Source organism: Variovorax sp. GW823-FHT02B07 (assembly GCF_058797695.1).
Map to the genome: position 1 here is coordinate 581,196 of NZ_JBXAJX010000002.1, position 16,117 is coordinate 597,312.

At 67.9% G+C, this 16,117-nt stretch carries 13 protein-coding genes; 10 read left to right on the forward strand and 3 right to left on the reverse strand.

The window, feature by feature from the left end:
* Positions 1-283: 283 nt before the first annotated feature.
* From AC1RGU_RS13900 to yjgA, 3 genes are all read right to left on the reverse strand, one after another.
* Positions 284-3,208, reverse strand: coding sequence for an Ig-like domain-containing protein (locus AC1RGU_RS13900; protein ID WP_492696590.1), 2,925 nt, complete (start codon positions 3,206-3,208; stop codon positions 284-286).
* Positions 3,209-3,801: 593 nt separating this feature from the next.
* Positions 3,802-4,395, reverse strand: a complete 594-nt coding sequence (mog, locus tag AC1RGU_RS13905; protein ID WP_492696591.1) for a molybdopterin adenylyltransferase — start codon at positions 4,393-4,395, stop codon at positions 3,802-3,804.
* Positions 4,392-5,051, reverse strand: a complete 660-nt coding sequence (gene yjgA, locus AC1RGU_RS13910; protein ID WP_062476481.1) for a ribosome biogenesis factor YjgA — start codon at positions 5,049-5,051, stop codon at positions 4,392-4,394. The genes mog and yjgA overlap by 4 nt, the downstream gene beginning before the upstream one ends.
* Positions 5,052-5,149: 98 nt before the next feature.
* Here yjgA and pmbA point away from each other — a divergent pair, with 98 nt between their 5' ends.
* The 10 genes from pmbA to AC1RGU_RS13960 all read left to right on the forward strand — a co-directional run bounded on the left by pmbA (position 5,150) and on the right by AC1RGU_RS13960 (position 16,104).
* A complete protein-coding gene (pmbA, locus tag AC1RGU_RS13915; RefSeq protein ID WP_062476484.1) occupies positions 5,150-6,520 on the forward strand; it encodes a metalloprotease PmbA in 1,371 nt (456 codons plus the stop codon).
* 66 nt (positions 6,521-6,586) lie between these two features.
* Positions 6,587-7,531 carry a helix-turn-helix domain-containing protein gene (locus AC1RGU_RS13920; RefSeq protein WP_062476487.1) on the forward strand — a complete coding sequence of 315 codons (945 nt, stop codon included), beginning with the start codon at positions 6,587-6,589 and terminating at the stop codon, positions 7,529-7,531.
* Between the two features lie 174 nt (positions 7,532-7,705).
* Complete coding sequence (locus AC1RGU_RS13925) at positions 7,706-8,977, forward strand: ABC transporter substrate-binding protein (protein WP_492696592.1); 1,272 nt, start codon at positions 7,706-7,708, stop codon at positions 8,975-8,977.
* Between the two features lie 2 nt (positions 8,978-8,979).
* Positions 8,980-9,849 (forward strand): carbohydrate ABC transporter permease, encoded by an 870-nt coding sequence (locus AC1RGU_RS13930; RefSeq protein WP_492696593.1) that lies wholly within the window; start codon positions 8,980-8,982, stop codon positions 9,847-9,849.
* Positions 9,850-9,860: 11 nt separating this feature from the next.
* On the forward strand, positions 9,861-10,673 hold the full coding sequence (locus tag AC1RGU_RS13935) for a carbohydrate ABC transporter permease (protein ID WP_492697087.1): 813 nt from the start codon (positions 9,861-9,863) through the stop codon (positions 10,671-10,673).
* Positions 10,670-11,812 (forward strand): ABC transporter ATP-binding protein, encoded by a 1,143-nt coding sequence (locus AC1RGU_RS13940; protein ID WP_492740797.1) that lies wholly within the window; start codon positions 10,670-10,672, stop codon positions 11,810-11,812. The genes AC1RGU_RS13935 and AC1RGU_RS13940 overlap by 4 nt, the downstream gene beginning before the upstream one ends.
* A gap of 43 nt (positions 11,813-11,855) precedes the next feature.
* Positions 11,856-12,905, forward strand: a complete 1,050-nt coding sequence (locus AC1RGU_RS13945) for an NAD(P)-dependent alcohol dehydrogenase (RefSeq protein ID WP_492696595.1) — start codon at positions 11,856-11,858, stop codon at positions 12,903-12,905.
* Between the two features lie 108 nt (positions 12,906-13,013).
* Complete coding sequence (locus AC1RGU_RS13950; RefSeq protein WP_492696596.1) at positions 13,014-13,841, forward strand: SDR family oxidoreductase; 828 nt, start codon at positions 13,014-13,016, stop codon at positions 13,839-13,841.
* A complete protein-coding gene (locus AC1RGU_RS13955; RefSeq protein ID WP_492696597.1) occupies positions 13,838-15,169 on the forward strand; it encodes a flavin-containing monooxygenase in 1,332 nt (443 codons plus the stop codon). Before AC1RGU_RS13950 ends, AC1RGU_RS13955 begins: the two co-directional genes overlap by 4 nt.
* A 32-nt stretch (positions 15,170-15,201) precedes the next feature.
* Positions 15,202-16,104, forward strand: a complete 903-nt coding sequence (locus AC1RGU_RS13960; protein WP_095949103.1) for a bile acid:sodium symporter family protein — start codon at positions 15,202-15,204, stop codon at positions 16,102-16,104.
* Positions 16,105-16,117 lie beyond the last annotated feature (13 nt).

Genomic DNA, 16,117 nt, shown 5'->3' on the forward strand with positions numbered 1-16,117 from the left:
TGAAATGAAGAAACCAGACCGCATCGGCATGCGAGCGAACGCAGTCCGATCGTGGGGTCTGGTGGGGTAGGGCACTCTAGAAAGAAGCCCTGTGCAAGGCCATCGGACGAATCTGAAAGCGGCACGCGAAGAAGTCAGTCGGCGCTGAAAGCGCGAACAAAGTCGTGCAGGACGGCACAAGACGATGTGTCGCTGGGCAGAAATAAAAAAACGCGACAGCTGCACGGGGCGGCTGTCGCGTTGTCGGCTGCACGCGGCGCGGGGTGCGCCGGCGAGTGGGGGCCTACAGGATCGTCACGTGGACCTTGTCCTCGACCAGCAGCGCGGTGCCGGCGAGGTTGGAGTAGACGTGGTCGGCGGTGCCGCTCACCGTGGCATCGCTGCCGTGGACCCCGCCGCCGTCGAGCGGGTCGACCTCGCCGTGGGGGCCGGTGGCCTGCATCTGCACCGTGCCGTCGGGGGACACCGGGTTCTGCGCGCCCTGCGCCGTCTTCAGGTCGAGGGCCGACAGGTCGATGTGCATGGCCTTGCCGTCCATCACGAGGGTGCCGACGCCCAGGCCGCCAGGGACACGCGCGAAGTCGCCGTCGCCATGGAGGCGGGCGGTGTCGTCACCCGCGCCGTCCTCCAACCGGTCTGCATAACCGAACCGGGCGATGTGTGTTTCATCGCTGTCGGCGAGCGTTGGTGTTGCCCCGGGTCCGGCATCGTTGAAGGTGTCGGAGGTGTTCTGCAAGCTGACAGTCACGCCCTGCTGCACCAGCAGTGCGGCGTCGAAGCCCGAGTGCGCGTACTCCTCGTAGACCACGCCGTCGATGGTCACGTTGGCGCCCTTCACCCAGTCGCCGGGGTCGGTGCCGTTGGGCAGGGCGTCCGACAGCGTCACCGCGTCCCCGGCGTCGCCCTTGACCAGCATCTGCACGCGGCCGTTGGCAACGAACTGATCGACGGCGCCGTTCTCCAACACGTCGGCCAGCGACAGCTTCAAGGTGTTGTCGCCCGTGCCGGTGAGGTCGATGATTTCGACGCCGCTGAGCTTGCCCGTGACCGAGCTCAGGTCGAGTGTCTGGTCCGCGCCGGTCAGGGTGAGGGTGTCCAGTCCCTCGTTGCCGATGACCTTCGCATGGCTGCCTTCGAAGTACGACACGTCGGGGAGCAGGAACACGTCGTCTCCCGCCCCGCCGTAGTGGACGTCCGAGCCCGCCTGGATTTCCTGCAGGGTGGGGATGTCCACCAGTTCAGGGTGCGGGTACAGCACGGCGAGGGACACGTTGTCGACCTCGATCCAGTCGGTTTCCATGCCGTCGACGAGCCCGGTCCGGATGTCGAAGGAGGCAAAGGAAAGCCCGTCGGGCATGATGAACTTCGCGTGTCCATCGGCCGGAAGGCTGTGGCTTTCTCCGAAGCTGCCTTCGAAGATGACCTTGCCCGATGCGTCGTAGAAGGTGACCGACTGCGTGGCTTGGGAGTGCCGCCAGTCGAACTCGATGGCGTTGTAGGTGTTGCCCTTCAGTGATGCGTTGGTCGTGCCGCTGATGTGCCATGCCTGCCCGTGGTCGGGTGAGGCGCTGTCGAAAACGCCGTTGTTCGAAGAAGCGTCGGCCGCCGCGTCTTGTCTTGTCAGGAGCAGCATGCCGGCGTCGGCTGTTTGTCCTGGCGCAAGTTCGACGGTTTCACTGGCATCGAAGTCTTCCTGTTCGGCGTTCGATCGGATCACCAGGTAGGGCGAATGATTTCCCGTTGCGCTGACCACCGCCGCGGCCAGGTTCAGCGAAACGTCGGTTACCGCAACGGTGGCCTGGCCCGCAGCAATGTCTGCCGCCGTCAGCACGTAGTCCACGTTCTGCTTGCCGTTGAGCAGGTGAATCCGGTCGCCCGGCGACACCGCGGCCTTGTCGAAACTCACGGTCACTTGCGCATTGCCCAGCACGACGGCCGTCGGCGCGTGGGGCGTGGCGGTGTCCAGGGTCACCGCCTGCGAGTTCACCGGCCCCACGTTGCCGGCCGGGTCCACCACGCGCATCTGCACCGTCCAGTCGCCCGCATGGCTGTGGTCGTCCTGGGCACTCCATTGCGTGCCATTCACGAAGGCGGTCTTCCAGGTCTGGCCGCCGTCGGTGGACACCTGCAGGGTCTCGCCGGCCGCGAGCGATGCGCTCAGGCGGCCCGTCATCAGGCGCCCCGCGCTGCCGTCGTTGGTGGCGTGGTCGTCGGCGTTCATGCCGCTGTCCTTGCCGATGCCCGAGACGGTGGGGGTCTGCGTGGGCGCCAGGGTGTCGACCTCGAAGTGCCAGCCGCTGCTCGCGTCGCCGGTCTGGCCCACCGGGCCGGTGGCCGTGGCGGTGATGTGGTGCGCACCCTCGCTCAGGTTGTCTTTGGGCGTGAACGCCCAGGTGCCGTCGGCGCCGGTCTGGGTGCTGCCCAGAACGGTGGTGCCGTCGTGGAACGTCACGGTATGGCCGGGCTGGGCCGTGCCGTGCAGGGTCGGCCGGGCGTCGTTGGTGACCTCGCCGGGGGCCAGCATGTGGGGCACGCCCACGTCGTCGTAGACGTGCTCGATCACCGGGGGCGTTGGCTTGCTGGTGTCGATGGTCACCTGGTAGCGCCCCGTCGGCGCCGTCTCGTTGCCCGCCGCGTCCTTCTCCACGAGCGTGAAGGTATTCAGGCCCGCGGCCAGTGGCGCCATGACCTGCAGCGACCACTGGCCGTTGTCGCCGACGACGGCTTCACCCAGCGCATGGGTGCCGGTGCTGTCCCGGACCATCACCGTGACGGTGTGGCCGGGCTGACCGGTGCTCGTGCCGGTGAGCAGCGGGCGGGTGTCGTCGGTGGTCTTGCCGGCGGCCACGTTGCCGGTGATGCCGCCTGCTGTATCGAGGACGCCAGTGATGGCCAGTTTGCTCGCGTTGGGTGGCGTGACGTCGATCTCGAAATTGAACGGGCCCGAAGGCTCGCTCTCGTTGCCGGCGGTGTCGCGCGCCACGATGGTGATGGCGTGATGGCCTTCGCTCATGTCGGTCGACGGCGTGAAGGCCCATTGGCCATCGTCGTCCACGACGGTCTGGCCGATCTCGACGCCGTGGTTCCTGATGAGGATGGTGTCGCCCGGCGTGCCCTGGCCCTGGAACTCGGGTTGGCGATCGTCCGTGACGCCGCCGGAGGCGAGGGTGCCCATGATGTCGCCTGCGTCGTCGATGACGCTGTCCATGGTGGGAGGCTGTGGTGCGAAGACCTGTGCGCGTGCTGTCTGATCGATGCTCGGGTTGTCGACGAAGACGTTTGCCTTTTTGGATGCCATGCAGTTCCTATGCTCTGAAAAGGGAAAGAAAGATCGGATCGGGCAGCGAATTCACGCTGTTCGATCCGGCGGCCCGGGCGTCAGGAACTCTAGGAAGAACAGGGGAGCGGAACCATCGGACGGGTCCGATAAAAGCCAAGGCGAGCGATGCGGGCGCGAGCGCGCCCCTCGCGCATCGGCGAAGCAGAAAGTCTTCGGTGGTGAAAGCCGCCGCGCGAGAACCGGCGGCGGGGAGGCTAGGGCCTGTTCACCCTATTTCTAGCGTCGCGTTGGCTGGCAAAGGGGCTGGCTGCAAGGCGCCCGTGCGCAGCAAGGCTGAAGCCTTGCAAGCGCGGGCAACGCCGCAGACGGCCCCTTTGCCAGCCAACCCGAAGGGAAGGTCTGCCACGGCGGGCCACTCGGCGTTGCGCTCCTTGCGTGTGCGCATGCACACGCGGCGTCACGCGCCTTGATTGGCCCGCCGTGGCAGACCTTCGCGACGCCAGAAATAGGGTGAACAGGCCCTAGCGCGCGGCGCGGATCGCCGACTTGGGCCGGAAGGCCTTGCAGACCGTGTCGTCGGTCTCGAGGTACGGCCCGCCGATCAGGTCGATGCAGTAGGGCACGGCGGCGAAGATGCCGGGCACGAGCTGCGTGCCGTCGGCGTCCTTCAGCCCTTCGAGCGTCTCGGCGATCGACTTGGGCTGGCCCGGCAGGTTGATGATGAGGCTCTGGTCGCGGATGACGGCGACCTGCCGCGAGAGGATGGCGGTCGGCACGAAGCGCAGGCTGATCTGGCGCATCTGTTCGCCGAAACCGGGCATTTCCTTGTGGGCCACGGCCAGCGTGGCCTCGGGCGTGACGTCGCGCAGCGCGGGGCCGGTGCCGCCGGTGGTGAGCACGAGCGAGCAGCCGGCATCGACCAGCTCGATGAGCGTGGCGCTGATGCGGTCGGCCTCGTCGGGGATCAGGCGGGCTTCGAATTCGAGGGGGTTTTTCAGCGCGCGGCCCAGCCAGTCCTTGAGCGCGGGCAGGCCCTTGTCTTCGTAGGTGCCGCTGGAAGCGCGGTCGCTGATGGAGACGATGCCGATGCGCACCGAATCGAAGCCTTCGCTCATGCGTCTTCTTCCCGGTCTTGCGCCGCAGCCGCTTCGGCGTGGTCGTCGCCGCCATGCACCGCGAGTTGCGCGCGCACGAGCTGGAAGATCTCGCGGTAGGCCTTGCCCTGGCGCGGTGCTTCGCCGGCGGGGCCGGACTTCAGGTCCTTGCGGGCCTGGCGCACGAGGGCGCGCAGCTGCTGGGAGTCGGTGGCGGGGTGGGTCTCGATCCAGCCGCCGAGGGCGTCGTCGTCGGCGATCAGGCGTTCGCGCCAGCGTTCGGCCTCGTGCAGCGCGGCGGCTTCGGCGGCCGGCACGGTGTTCTGCTCGGTCAGCGCCTGCTTCACGGCCTCGAGCACCTCGGGGTCGAGGGCGCGCATGAGCTTGCCGATGAACTGCATCTGGCGGCGCTTGCCCTCGAAATTGGTGATGCGTTTCGCCTCGGCGATGGCGTCGACCAGTTTCTCGCTCAGCGGGAGGGCGTCGAACAGGCCGGCGCGCAGGGTGAGCAGTTCTTCGCCCAGTTTCTGCAGTTCGGCGCTCTCGCGCTTGAGTTCGGTGCGGCTGGCTTCGTCGGTGCCGCCCTTGAGCTCGCGCTTGAGCTCCAGGTCGAGTTCGCTGCCTTCGGCAACGAAGTGGCCACGGACGAAATAGCCTTTTTTGGGTTTGCGGGACATGGGGTGGATTCTGGGCCGCGCCGTGCGGCGCTGCAACGCGCACAGGGGGCGCGGAAGGGAAAACGTGAAACAGGGGGCGCAAGTATCATAGCCACCACATGACGACATCCTCCTCGCGCGCCGATTCCGGCTTCGCCTACAGCCGCTCCTTCTTCGAAAACCTGGTCGATTCGGCCCTGGCCCACGCCAAAAAGCTCGGGGCCACCGACGCCGGCGCCGAGGCCTCCGAGGGCTGCGGCCTGAGCGTCTCGGTGCGCAAGGGCGAGCTCGAGAACGTCGAGCGCAACCGCGACAAGTCGCTGGGCATCACGGTCTACGTGGGCCACCGCCGCGGCAACGCCAGCACCTCCGACTTTTCCGAGGCGGCCATCGCCCGCACGGTGCAGGCGGCCTACGACATTGCCCGCTTCACGGCCGAAGACCCGGTGAGCGGCCTGCCCGACGAGGAAGACATCGCCAAGGTGCAGCCCGAGCTCGACCTGTTCCATCCCTGGGACGTGACGAGCGAGCAGGCCGCCAAGCTGGCCCTCGAATGCGAGGCGGCAGCCCTTTCCACCGACAAGCGCATCACCAACAGCGAAGGCGCCGGCGTCTCGGCGCAGCAGAGCCACTTCTTCAGCGCCCACACGCACGGCTTTCGCGGCGGCTACGCCAGCTCGCGGCACTCGATTTCGGTGGCCCCCATCGCCGGCAAGGGCGACGACATGCAGCGCGACGCCTGGTACAGCTCGATGCGCTCGGCCGACGAACTGGCCAGCCCGCAGGCCGTGGGCCGCTACGCCGCCGAGCGCGCGCTCAGCCGCCTGAAGTCGCGCAAGATCAAGACCACCGAATGCCCGGTGCTGTTCGAGTCGCCGCTGGCCGTGGGCCTCCTGGGCGGGCTGGTGCAGGCCGTGAGCGGCGGGGCGCTGTACCGCAAGAGCACCTTCCTGCTCGACTCGCTGGGCAAGCCGGTGCTGCCCAAGCACGTCGACGTGGCCGAAGACCCGCACGTGCTGCGCGGCAAGGGCAGCTCGCCCTTCGACGACGAAGGCGTGATCACCCGCGCCCGCAAGGTGGTCGATGCCGGCCGCCTCGAAGGCTACTTTCTCTCGACCTACTCGGCGCGCAAGCTGGGCATGAAGACCACCGGCAACGCCGGCGGCTCGCACAACCTGACGCTGAGCTCGCGCCTCACGAAGCACGGCGACGACCTGGACGCCATGCTCGCCAAGCTCGGCACCGGCCTGTTCGTGATCGAGCTGATGGGGCAGGGCGTGAACTACGTGACCGGCGACTATTCGCGCGGCGCCAGCGGTTTCTGGGTGGAAAACGGCCGCATCGCCTATCCGGTGCAGGAAATCACGATTGCCGGCAATTTGCGTCAGATGCTGATGGGAATTGAAGCGATTGGCGCAGATGCTTACACTTTCGGCGCAAAAACCACGGGGTCGATCCTGGTCAACCGCATGAAGGTGGCGGGCGCCTGACAGGCCCTGCCGCTCGCAACGGCGCTGGCTCGACGACCCCTCCATTCAAGGACAGGGGGACAGGACATGAGCAAACACAGCGCCGTACGCAAGCCGGCCCTCGAACACGAACTCTTGCGTGACCCGCGCCTGGGCTTCGAGCCGGCGGGCAGCAGTTCGGTGCGCTGCCTGCAGCACGGCGTGCCCTGGCCCTTCGACTGCTGGCACTACCACGACGAGTACGAGCTGCAGTGCATCAACCGCACCAGCGGCGATGCCTTCGTCGGCAACCACATCGGCCGCTTCGAGCCCGGCTATGTCGCCCTGGTGGGCGCGCGGCTGCCCCACACCTGGATCTCGCACGACGTGCCGCCCGAGGGCGTGGCCGACCGCAGCATGGTGATCCATTTCCGCGACGCCCCCCTGCGCCAGGGCGTCGACCTGTTCCCCGAGCTGGAGACGGTGCTGCCGATGCTCGACCGCGCCAAGCTGGGCATCGAGTTCTTCGGCATCGGCGACCTCGTGCGCGAGCGCTTCGTGCGCGTGCAGAAGCAAAAGGGCATGGCCCGGCTGTCGGAGTTCATCGGCCTGCTGCACGAGCTCGCGAGCTGGAGCGACTGGCGCCAGATCTCGAGCAACGCCGACCCGAGCGACGAGGACCCCACGGCCAACACCCGCATGCGCCGCGTGCTCGACTACCTGCATGCCCACCTGGCCGAAGAGCTCTCGCTGCCCACCGTGTGCGGCGTCGCCAACATGGCCGAGAGCAGCTTCTCGCGCTACTTCCACAAGCACATGGGCAGCACCTTCACCGACTTCGTCACGCGGCTGCGCATCACCAAGGCCTGCGAGATGCTGCAGGTGTCTGACCGGCTGGTGAGCGACATCTGCTACGAGGTCGGCTTCTCGAACCTCGCGAACTTCAACCGTCGCTTCCTGCAGCTCAAGGGCATGACGCCCTCGGCCTACCGGCAGCAGGCGCAGGAGCGTTTCGGCCTGCGCAGCGCGCAGCACACGCCACTCGCTGCCTGATTGCCGACTGATACGCACTTGCCTCTCGGGCTAAACCCCGAGACGGCTTGGCAGCAAAGTATCAGGCGCCCGGTGGGCATGTAGGAGGCCCTTCGGATCGGCCTCCTAACCTTCGTCTCGTTGCATTTGCCGGCATTTCGCCGGCAATTTGCACGAACAACGAAGGAGACAAGCATGCCGATTCCGCATCCCCACCGTCTGGCCGGCCTCGCGCTCGCGCTGGCCACGCTGGCGCCCGCCGCGCTGGCGCAGGTCTGCAAGGAGGACGTGCGCGTCCTGTCGCAGCCGCGCGAAGGCCTGACGTTGCTCGAGAAATCCAAGGACGAGTTCAAGCGCCTGAGCGGGGCCTCGTTCAGCATCGACAACCTCAACGAGAACGACCGCCGCGCCAAGTCGCGCGCCGATGCGTCCACGGTCGGCAAGTACCACGTGTACTACGTCGACGAGGCCAACGTGGCGCAGTTCGTCCAGTCGAAGTGGATCGTGCCGCTCACGCCGTACTACCCCGCCAGCTACGACTACGCCGACTTCGACGCCGGCCGCCAGAAAGTCGCGACCTTCGCCGGCCAGGCCTGGTTCGCGCCCCTCACCGGTGGCGGCGACCTCATGGTTTACCGCAAGGACCTGCTCGAGAAGGCGGGGATCAAGCCGCCGGCCACGCTCGACGAGTTCGTGGCGGCCGTGAAGAAGCTCAACGACCCGGCCAACGGCGTCTACGGCGTGGCGCTGCGCGGCCAGCGCGGCTCGGGCGCCAACGTGTGGCGCTGGATGCCGTTCTTCCGCGGCTACGGCGGCCAGTGGTTCGACGGCGACAAGCCGGTCTTCAACTCGCCCGCCGCCGTGAAGGCGACCCAGACCTACCTGGATCTCTTCAAGTACTCCGCGCCCGGCACCAAGACGGGCGGATGGGACGAATCCACCGGCGCCTTCCTGGCCGGCAAGGTCGCGATCCTGGTCGAGTCGACGCCGCTGGCGGGCAACGCGCTCGACCCGAAGATGTCGACCGTGGTCGGCAAGATCGCCTACGCCGTGCCGCCCACGCCGCTCACCGGCGGCGGCTACGGCCACGGCCTGGCCATCGGCGCGCGCGCCAACAAGACCGAAGAGGCCAAGAAGTGCGCGGGCCTGTTCATCGCCTGGGCCACGTCCAAGGAGAACGAGCAGCGCCGCCTGGCGCAGGGCCAGTTCGGCGAGCTCAACCGCACCAGCGTGCTCGGCAGCCCCGAGTTCGCCAAGCGCTACGGCGCCGACCTGGGCAAGGCGCTGGCCGACACCGGCAAGGTCACGGCCGTGAACTTCTGGCAAGACCCGGCCTGGCCCGACCTGGGCGACCGCTGGGGGATCATTCTGGAAGAGCTGATCACCGGCTCGCGCACCGACATCCAGGGCGGGCTCGACGAACTCGACGCCTACGCCAAGCAGCTGATCGCGCGTCGCAAGAAGTGAGCATGCGTTCCCACAAAACACGGCTGCCGGCCGTGTTCATCGGGCCGGGGCTGCTCGTGCTGGCCGTCCTGGCGCTGGTGCCGACGGTGTTCGCCATCGCCATCTCGCTGCAGGACCGCGAGCTGGGCCAGGCCGACACCGGCTGGGTCTGGTTCAGCAACTACGTGCAGCTGTTCTCCGACCGGCGCTTCCTGAACTCGGTGCGCGTGTCGCTGGTGTGGGAGGTGCTGACCGTCAGCGCCACCATGGCCCTGGCCGTGCTCATGGGCACGCTGATGCACCGCTGCGCCACGCCGCGCTGGCGCCAGGTGCTGTCGATGCTGTTCATCGTGCCGGTGCTGCTGCCGCGCGTGTCGGCCGCCTTCGTCTGGAAGTTCGCCTTCCATCCGCTGTTCGGCCTCATCACGTGGCCTTACAAGGCGATCACCGGCGAGCCGCTCGACCTGTTCGCCGACCCGGTGCTGGCACTGCTCACGGTGGCCTTCGTCGACGTGTGGCAGTGGGGGCTGTTCTTCGGCGTCATCGTGCTGAAGCTGCTCGAAACCCTGCCGCCGCAGCCCTTCGAGGCCGCGCGTCTCGATCACGCGAAGACGTGGGAGGTGTATGCCTACGTGGCATTGCCGATGCTGAAGGCGCCGCTCATCAGCCTGGCCTTCGTGAAGATGGTGGAGTCGCTGCGCGCCTTCGACCTCATCTACGTGATGACGCGCGGCGGTCCCGGCATCTCGACCGAGACGCTCGACATGTACGCCTTCTCGCAAGGCTTCATCGAGTCGGGCCGCATCTCGTACGCGTCGAGCATGGCGGTGCTGATGATGGTCGCCTCGACGGTCGCGTTCACCTACATCTGGAAATGGACTAGGCCATCATGAAGAAGCTTGCCATCGGAACGCTGCTGGCGCGGCTGGCGCTCATCGCGGCCGGGCTCTCGGCGCTCGTGCCCGTGCTGTGGACCTTTCTCAACTCGTTCAAGAACCGGGTCGACATCGTCTCGGCCGTGCCGAAGTTCTTCTTCACGCCCACGCTCGACAACTACCTGTACGTGCTGAACCGCGAGGCCGTGGCCGCGGGGCTGGTCAACTCGATCGTGGTGGCGGGCGCGGCGGTGATCATCGGCGCGGTGCTGGGCCTGCCGGCCGCCTATGCGCTGGCGCGCTACCCGCTGCGCTGGGGCAACGACATCCAGTTCTTCGTGCTGTCGATGCGCTTCCTGCCGCCGGTGGCGGTGGCCATTCCGCTCATGGTGATCTGGCTGCAGCTGGAGCTGTACGACTCGCGCGTGGCGCTCATCGCCACCTACACGCTGCTCACGCTCTCGACCGTGATCTGGCTCGCCATTCCGGCCTTCAAGGCGGTGCCGAAGGAAGTGGAAGAGGCCGGCCGCGTCGACGGCTACGGGCCCTACGCGATCTTCTTTCGCATCGCGCTGCCGATTGCCGCGCGCTCGCTGGTAGGGGCCATCGCCTTCGGCTTCGTGCTGGTGTGGAACGAGTTTCTCATCGCGCTGATGCTCACCACCTCCGAGGCCAAGACGCTGCCCATCGTGGCCTCGGAGCTCAGCCAGCTCGGGCGCGACGTGCCCTGGGGCATCTTGAATGCCTCGGTCATCCTGCTGTCGCTGCCGCCGCTGCTCATGGTGGGCGTGCTCAGCGGTTTTCTCAATGCCGCGTTCAAGCGCAAGCGGGAGGCCGCATGAGCGCCATCACCTCTCTTTCTCCAGAACAAAAAATGTCTGCCATCCGCTGTCACCACCTCATCAAGCGCTACGGGGAAACGCAGGTCGTCCACGCCTTCGATCTCGACGTGGCCGACAACGAGTTCGTCGTGTTCCTCGGCCCCTCGGGCTGCGGCAAGTCGACCATCCTGCGCATGCTCGCGGGCCTGGAAGACATCAGCGGCGGCGACCTGCACATCGGCGGTCAGCGCGTGAACGACCTGCCGCCGCAGGAGCGCGGCATCGCGATGGTGTTCCAGAACTACGCGCTGTACCCGCACATGACGGTGCGCGACAACATCGCGTTCGGGCTCAAGCGCCTGAAGGTGCCCAAGGCTGAGATCGACAGCCGCATCAAGGAGGTGTCGGACACGCTGGGCCTGGAGCGCTACCTGCAGCGCAAGCCCACCGAGCTGTCGGGCGGCCAGCAGCAGCGTGTGGCGATTGCGCGGGCCATGATCAAGACGCCGAAGGTGTTCCTGTTCGACGAACCGCTGTCGAACCTCGACGCCAAGCTGCGCAACCACATGCGCATCGAGATCGCGAAGCTGCACCAGACGCTGAAGACCACCACCGTGTACGTCACGCACGATCAGCACGAGGCCATGACGCTGGCCGACCGCATCGTGCTGCTGCGCGACGGGCGCATCGAGCAGGTCGGCACGCCGCAGGAAATCTTCGAGCGCCCGCGCTCGGCCTTCGTGGCCGGCTTCATCGGCACGCCGCCGATGAACCTGATGGAGATGGCGGTGCACGGCCTGGACAACGGGCAGTGCGAGCTGCGTGGCGGCGGCGGCTCGGTGCGCGTGGATGCGCGCCGCTTCGCGCTCGAAGGCCGCGCGCGCGTGACGCTGGGCGTGCGCCCGGCGCACCTGCACCTCGACACCACCAGGGCAAACGGTGAAGGCTTTGCAGGCGAGGTCCAGCTCATCGAATACCTCGGCAACGAAGTGCTGGTGAGCGTGGGGCAGGGCGGCGAAGAGATCGCCGTGCTCCTGCCGTCCGCCGCGGGCCCCCGGCTCGGCGAGCCGCTGCGCTTGGTGGCCGATGCGCAGCAGGTGCACCTGTTCGATGTCGCGACGGGCGCCTCGCTGCTGCGTCCGGACGCCGCGCTGCACTGACGCCGAGTGTGTGGCCCCATTTCAACCCTCTGAGAAAGATGCAATGAAAGCACTGGTTCTGGAAAAGGCGCACGAGATCACGCTGCGCGATGTCGAGCTGCCGCTGCACGTCGGCCCGCGCGACGTGAAGATCCGCATGCACACCGTGGGCGTGTGCGGCAGCGATGTTCATTACTACCAGCACGGCGGCATCGGCCCGTACGTCGTCGACGCGCCCATGATCCTCGGCCACGAGGCTTCGGGCGTGGTGGCCGAGGTGGGCGCCGAAGTCACCCACCTGAAGCCCGGCGACCGCGTCTGCATGGAGCCCGGCATTCCCGACATGGACTCGCGCGCCGTGCGCGAAGGCTTCTACAACCTCGACCCTGCCGTGCGCTTCTGGGCCACGCCGCCGATCCACGGCTGCCTTACGCCCTACGTGGTGCATCCGGCGGCCTTCACCTTCCGCCTGCCCGACAACGTGAGCTTCGGCGAAGGCGCCATCGTCGAGCCGCTGGCCATCGGCCTGCAGGCCGCGAAGAAGGCGGCGCTGAAGCCGGGCGACGTGGCGGTGGTCATCGGCGCCGGCACCATCGGCGCGATGACGGCGCTGGCCGCGCTCGCGGGCGGCGCGGCGCGCGTGATCCTGGCCGACCTCGTGCCCGAGAAGCTGGCGCTGTTCGCCCACAACCCGGCGGTGACGACGGTCGACGTGCGCAGCACCAGCCTCGCCGACACCGTGCAGGCCCTCACCGACGGCTGGGGCGCGAACGTGGTTTTCGAAGCCAGTGGCAGCGCGCGCGCCTTCGACAACGTGTTCGACCTGCTGTGCCCCGGTGGCTGCCTCGTGCTGGTGGGCATTCCCGCCGACAAGGTGGCTTTCGACATCGTCGCGATCCAGGCGAAGGAGGCGCGCATCGAGTCGGTGTTCCGCTACGCCAACATCTTCCCGCGCGCGCTGGCGCTCATCGCGTCGGGGCAGGTCGATGTGAAGCCCTTCATCTCGCGCACCTTCGCGTTCGAGGACGGCATCGCCGCGTTCGAGGAGGCTGCGGCCGGGCGCGTCACGGATGTGAAGATCCAGATCGAATTTCCTGCCGCCGAAGCCGCCTGAACGCCCCGCAAGGGCGCGGGACAAGGGGAAACGCTGGGGAGTGCGCTGGCAGGGCGCGGCTACAGTGGCTGCGTTTTGCCACTCGCAGCCTCGCGCGCTTCCTTGCCCATGCTCTTGCCGTTTCGCAATGTCGTTCTCACCGGTGCCTGCGGCGGCCTGGGGCAGGCGCTGGCGCGTGCGCTGATCGATGGCGGTGCGCGCGTGGCACTGGTGGGGCTCGACACCGAACGCCTCGCCGCGCTCGCGGCCCAAGGTGAAGGACGCTGCAAGGCCTACACGCCCGACGTGTCCGACAGCTCCGCCATGCAGGCGATGGCGGCCGACTGGATGCAGCGCTTCGGCCCGCCCGACCTCGTGATCGCCAACGCGGGCGTGGCCGGCGGCTACGACACCGCCGAGGCCGACGACCTCGCCGTGTTCCGCCGCATGCTCGAGATCAACCTGCTCGGCGCGGCCACCACCTTCCAGCCCTTCGTGCAGCCGATGCGTGCGCAGGGCCGCGGCGCGCTCGTGGGCGTGGCCAGCATCGCGGGCTGGCACGGCATGCCGGGCAACGGCGCCTATTGCGCGAGCAAGGGCGGCCTGATCCGCTATCTCGAAAGCCTGCGCGCCGAGCTGCGCGGCACGGGGCTCACGGTGCACACGGTGAGCCCGGGCTACATCCGCACCGCGCTCACGGCCGGCAACCGCTTCGCGATGCCGGGGCTGCTCGAGGCCGACGCAGCGGCGCGCCAGCTGCTGGCGGGCCTTGCCGCACGGCGCGAAAAGATCGTGCTGCCGCGGCGCATCGGCTGGCTGTCGAAAGCACTCGGCCTGTTGCCCGTACCGCTGCACGACCGCCTGCTGCGCGGCCAGCCGCGCAAGCCGCGCGTGGGCGAGGCGGGCGCCACCGCCATCCCCGGCCTGAATTCCCAGAAAGAACCTCCCCGCCGATGACGCCTTCCGCCGCTGCCGTTCCGACACACGAACAGATCGCCCTCATCGGCGCCGGGCCCTCGGGCCTCGCGGGCGCCCGCAATCTGCAGAAGCTCGGCGTTCCGTTCCAGGGCTTCGAAGCACACAGCGACGTGGGCGGCCTCTGGGACATCGACAACCCGCGCTCCACGGTCTACCACTCGGCCCACCTGATCTCGAGCAAGCGCACGACCGAGTTCGCCGAGTTCCCGATGGCCGACACCGTGGCCGACTACCCGAGCCACCGCGAGCTGCGCCGCTACTTCAGCGACTTTGCCGACCGCTTTGGCCTGCGCGCGCACTTCCGCTTCGGCACGCGCGTGCTGCGTGTGGAGCCGGTGAGCGACGCGCCCGACACGCGCTGGCGCGTGAGCGTCGAGGCGCCCGACGGCACCGTGGAAACCGACGAATACAAGGGCGTGGTGATCGCCAACGGCACGCTCTCCGAGCCCAAGCATCCGCAGTTCGAAGGCCACTTCGACGGCGAGCTGCTGCACACCAGCCGCTACAAGCACGCGGAACTGTTCAAGGACAAGCGCGTGCTGATCGTCGGCGCGGGCAACTCGGGCTGCGACATCGCGGTCGATGCGGTGCACTACGCGCAGAGCGTCGACATCTCGGTGCGGCGCGGCTACTACTTCGTGCCCAAGTACGTGTTCGGCAAGCCGGCCGACACGCTGGGCGGCAAGCGCCCGCTGCCGCCGTGGCTCAAGCAGAAGGTCGACGCCACCGTGCTGCAGTGGTTCACCGGCGACCCGGTGCGCTTCGGTTTTCCGAAGCCCGACTACAAGATGTACGAGTCGCACCCGGTGGTGAACTCGCTGGTGCTGCACCACGTGGGCCATGGCGACATCGGCGTGCGCGCCGACATCGCGCGGCTCGCCGGACGCACCGTGCATTTCAAGGACGGCAGCGCGCGCGACTACGACCTGATCCTCACGGCCACGGGCTACGCGCTGCACTACCCGTTCATCGACCGCGAGCTGCTCAACTGGCAGGGCATGGCGCCGCGCCTGTACCTGAACATCTTCTCGCCGCGCTTCGAGACGCTGGGCGTGCTCGGCATGATCGAGGCCAGCGGCATCGGCTGGCAGGGGCGCTACGAGCAGGCCGAGCTGCTGGCGCGCTACTTCCGCGCGCAGGCTGCGGGCTCGCCCAAGGCAACGGCGCTGCGCACGGCAGTGCAGGGGCCGCCGCCCGACCTGTCGGGCGGCTTCAAGTACCTGCAGCTGGAGCGCATGGCCTACTACGTGCACAAGGACACCTACCGCGCGGCCGTGCGCCAGGCCGCTGCCGCACTGGCTGACTGACCGACCGATCCCTTCTTCACGAGGTTCCGCGCATGCTGCCTGTCGACGAGATCCGCCTGCACTTCAACCCGGCCTCGCTGGTGCTGCTCAACGTGGTGCTGGGCTTCCTGATGTTCGGCATTGCGCTGGACACGCGCATCGACGACTTCAGGCGCGTGGCGCGCATGCCCGGTGCGATGGCGGTGGGCATCGGTGCGCAGTTCGTGGTGCTGCCGGCCGTGACCTTCGTGCTCACGCTGATCCTGCAGCCGGGCCCGAGCATCGCGCTGGGCATGATCCTCGTGGCCTGCTGCCCGCCGGGCAACATCTCGCAGATCCTCACGCACCGCGCGGGCGGCAACGTGGCGCTGTCAGTGTCGATGACAGCCATTTCGAACGCGCTGTCGATCGTGGTGATGCCGCTGAACTTCGCGTTCTGGGGCGGCCTGCATCCCACGGCCTCGGTGCTGCTCAAGACCATCGCGCTCGACCCCTTCGACATGCTGGGCCACATCGTGATGATCATCGGCATTCCCTTCGTGCTGGGCGTGGCCTGCGCGCACAAGCTGCCGGGGCTCACGGCGCGCATCAAGAAGCCGGCGCGCATCCTGAGCTTCCTGGCGCTGATCGCCTTCATCGTCGGCGCCATCGCGGGCAACTGGCGCTACTTCCTCGACTACGTGGGACTGGTGCTGATGGCCGTGGTGATCCACGACGCGCTGGCCTTCGGCACCGGCTACCTGTGCGCGCGGCTCTCGGGGCTGGGCGACTACGACCGGCGCGCGGTGGCCATCGAGGTGGGCATCCGCAACGCGGGGCTCGGGCTGGTGCTGATCTTCAGCTTCTTCGGCGGGCTCGGCGGCATGGCCGTGGTGGCCGGCGTGTGGGGCTTCTGGGACATCATCGCGGGCCTGGCGCTGGCGAGCTGGTGGGGGCGCAAGCCTGCGACGCCATGAGCGCCGCGCCGGG

Coding starts and splice junctions, on each gene's coding strand:
- AC1RGU_RS13950 (WP_492696596.1), top strand. CDS start 13,014: ATGCTCTTGCCGTTTCGCAATGTCGTTCTCACCGGTGCCTGCGGCGGC.
- AC1RGU_RS13900 (WP_492696590.1), bottom strand. CDS start 3,208: ATGGACAGCGTCATCGACGACGCAGGCGACATCATGGGCACCCTCGCC.
- AC1RGU_RS13960 (WP_095949103.1), top strand. CDS start 15,202: ATGCTGCCTGTCGACGAGATCCGCCTGCACTTCAACCCGGCCTCGCTG.
- AC1RGU_RS13925 (WP_492696592.1), top strand. CDS start 7,706: ATGCCGATTCCGCATCCCCACCGTCTGGCCGGCCTCGCGCTCGCGCTG.
- AC1RGU_RS13940 (WP_492740797.1), top strand. CDS start 10,670: ATGAGCGCCATCACCTCTCTTTCTCCAGAACAAAAAATGTCTGCCATC.
- AC1RGU_RS13945 (WP_492696595.1), top strand. CDS start 11,856: ATGAAAGCACTGGTTCTGGAAAAGGCGCACGAGATCACGCTGCGCGAT.
- pmbA (WP_062476484.1), top strand. CDS start 5,150: ATGACGACATCCTCCTCGCGCGCCGATTCCGGCTTCGCCTACAGCCGC.
- yjgA (WP_062476481.1), bottom strand. CDS start 5,051: ATGTCCCGCAAACCCAAAAAAGGCTATTTCGTCCGTGGCCACTTCGTT.
- AC1RGU_RS13930 (WP_492696593.1), top strand. CDS start 8,980: ATGCGTTCCCACAAAACACGGCTGCCGGCCGTGTTCATCGGGCCGGGG.
- AC1RGU_RS13955 (WP_492696597.1), top strand. CDS start 13,838: ATGACGCCTTCCGCCGCTGCCGTTCCGACACACGAACAGATCGCCCTC.
- mog (WP_492696591.1), bottom strand. CDS start 4,395: ATGAGCGAAGGCTTCGATTCGGTGCGCATCGGCATCGTCTCCATCAGC.
- AC1RGU_RS13920 (WP_062476487.1), top strand. CDS start 6,587: ATGAGCAAACACAGCGCCGTACGCAAGCCGGCCCTCGAACACGAACTC.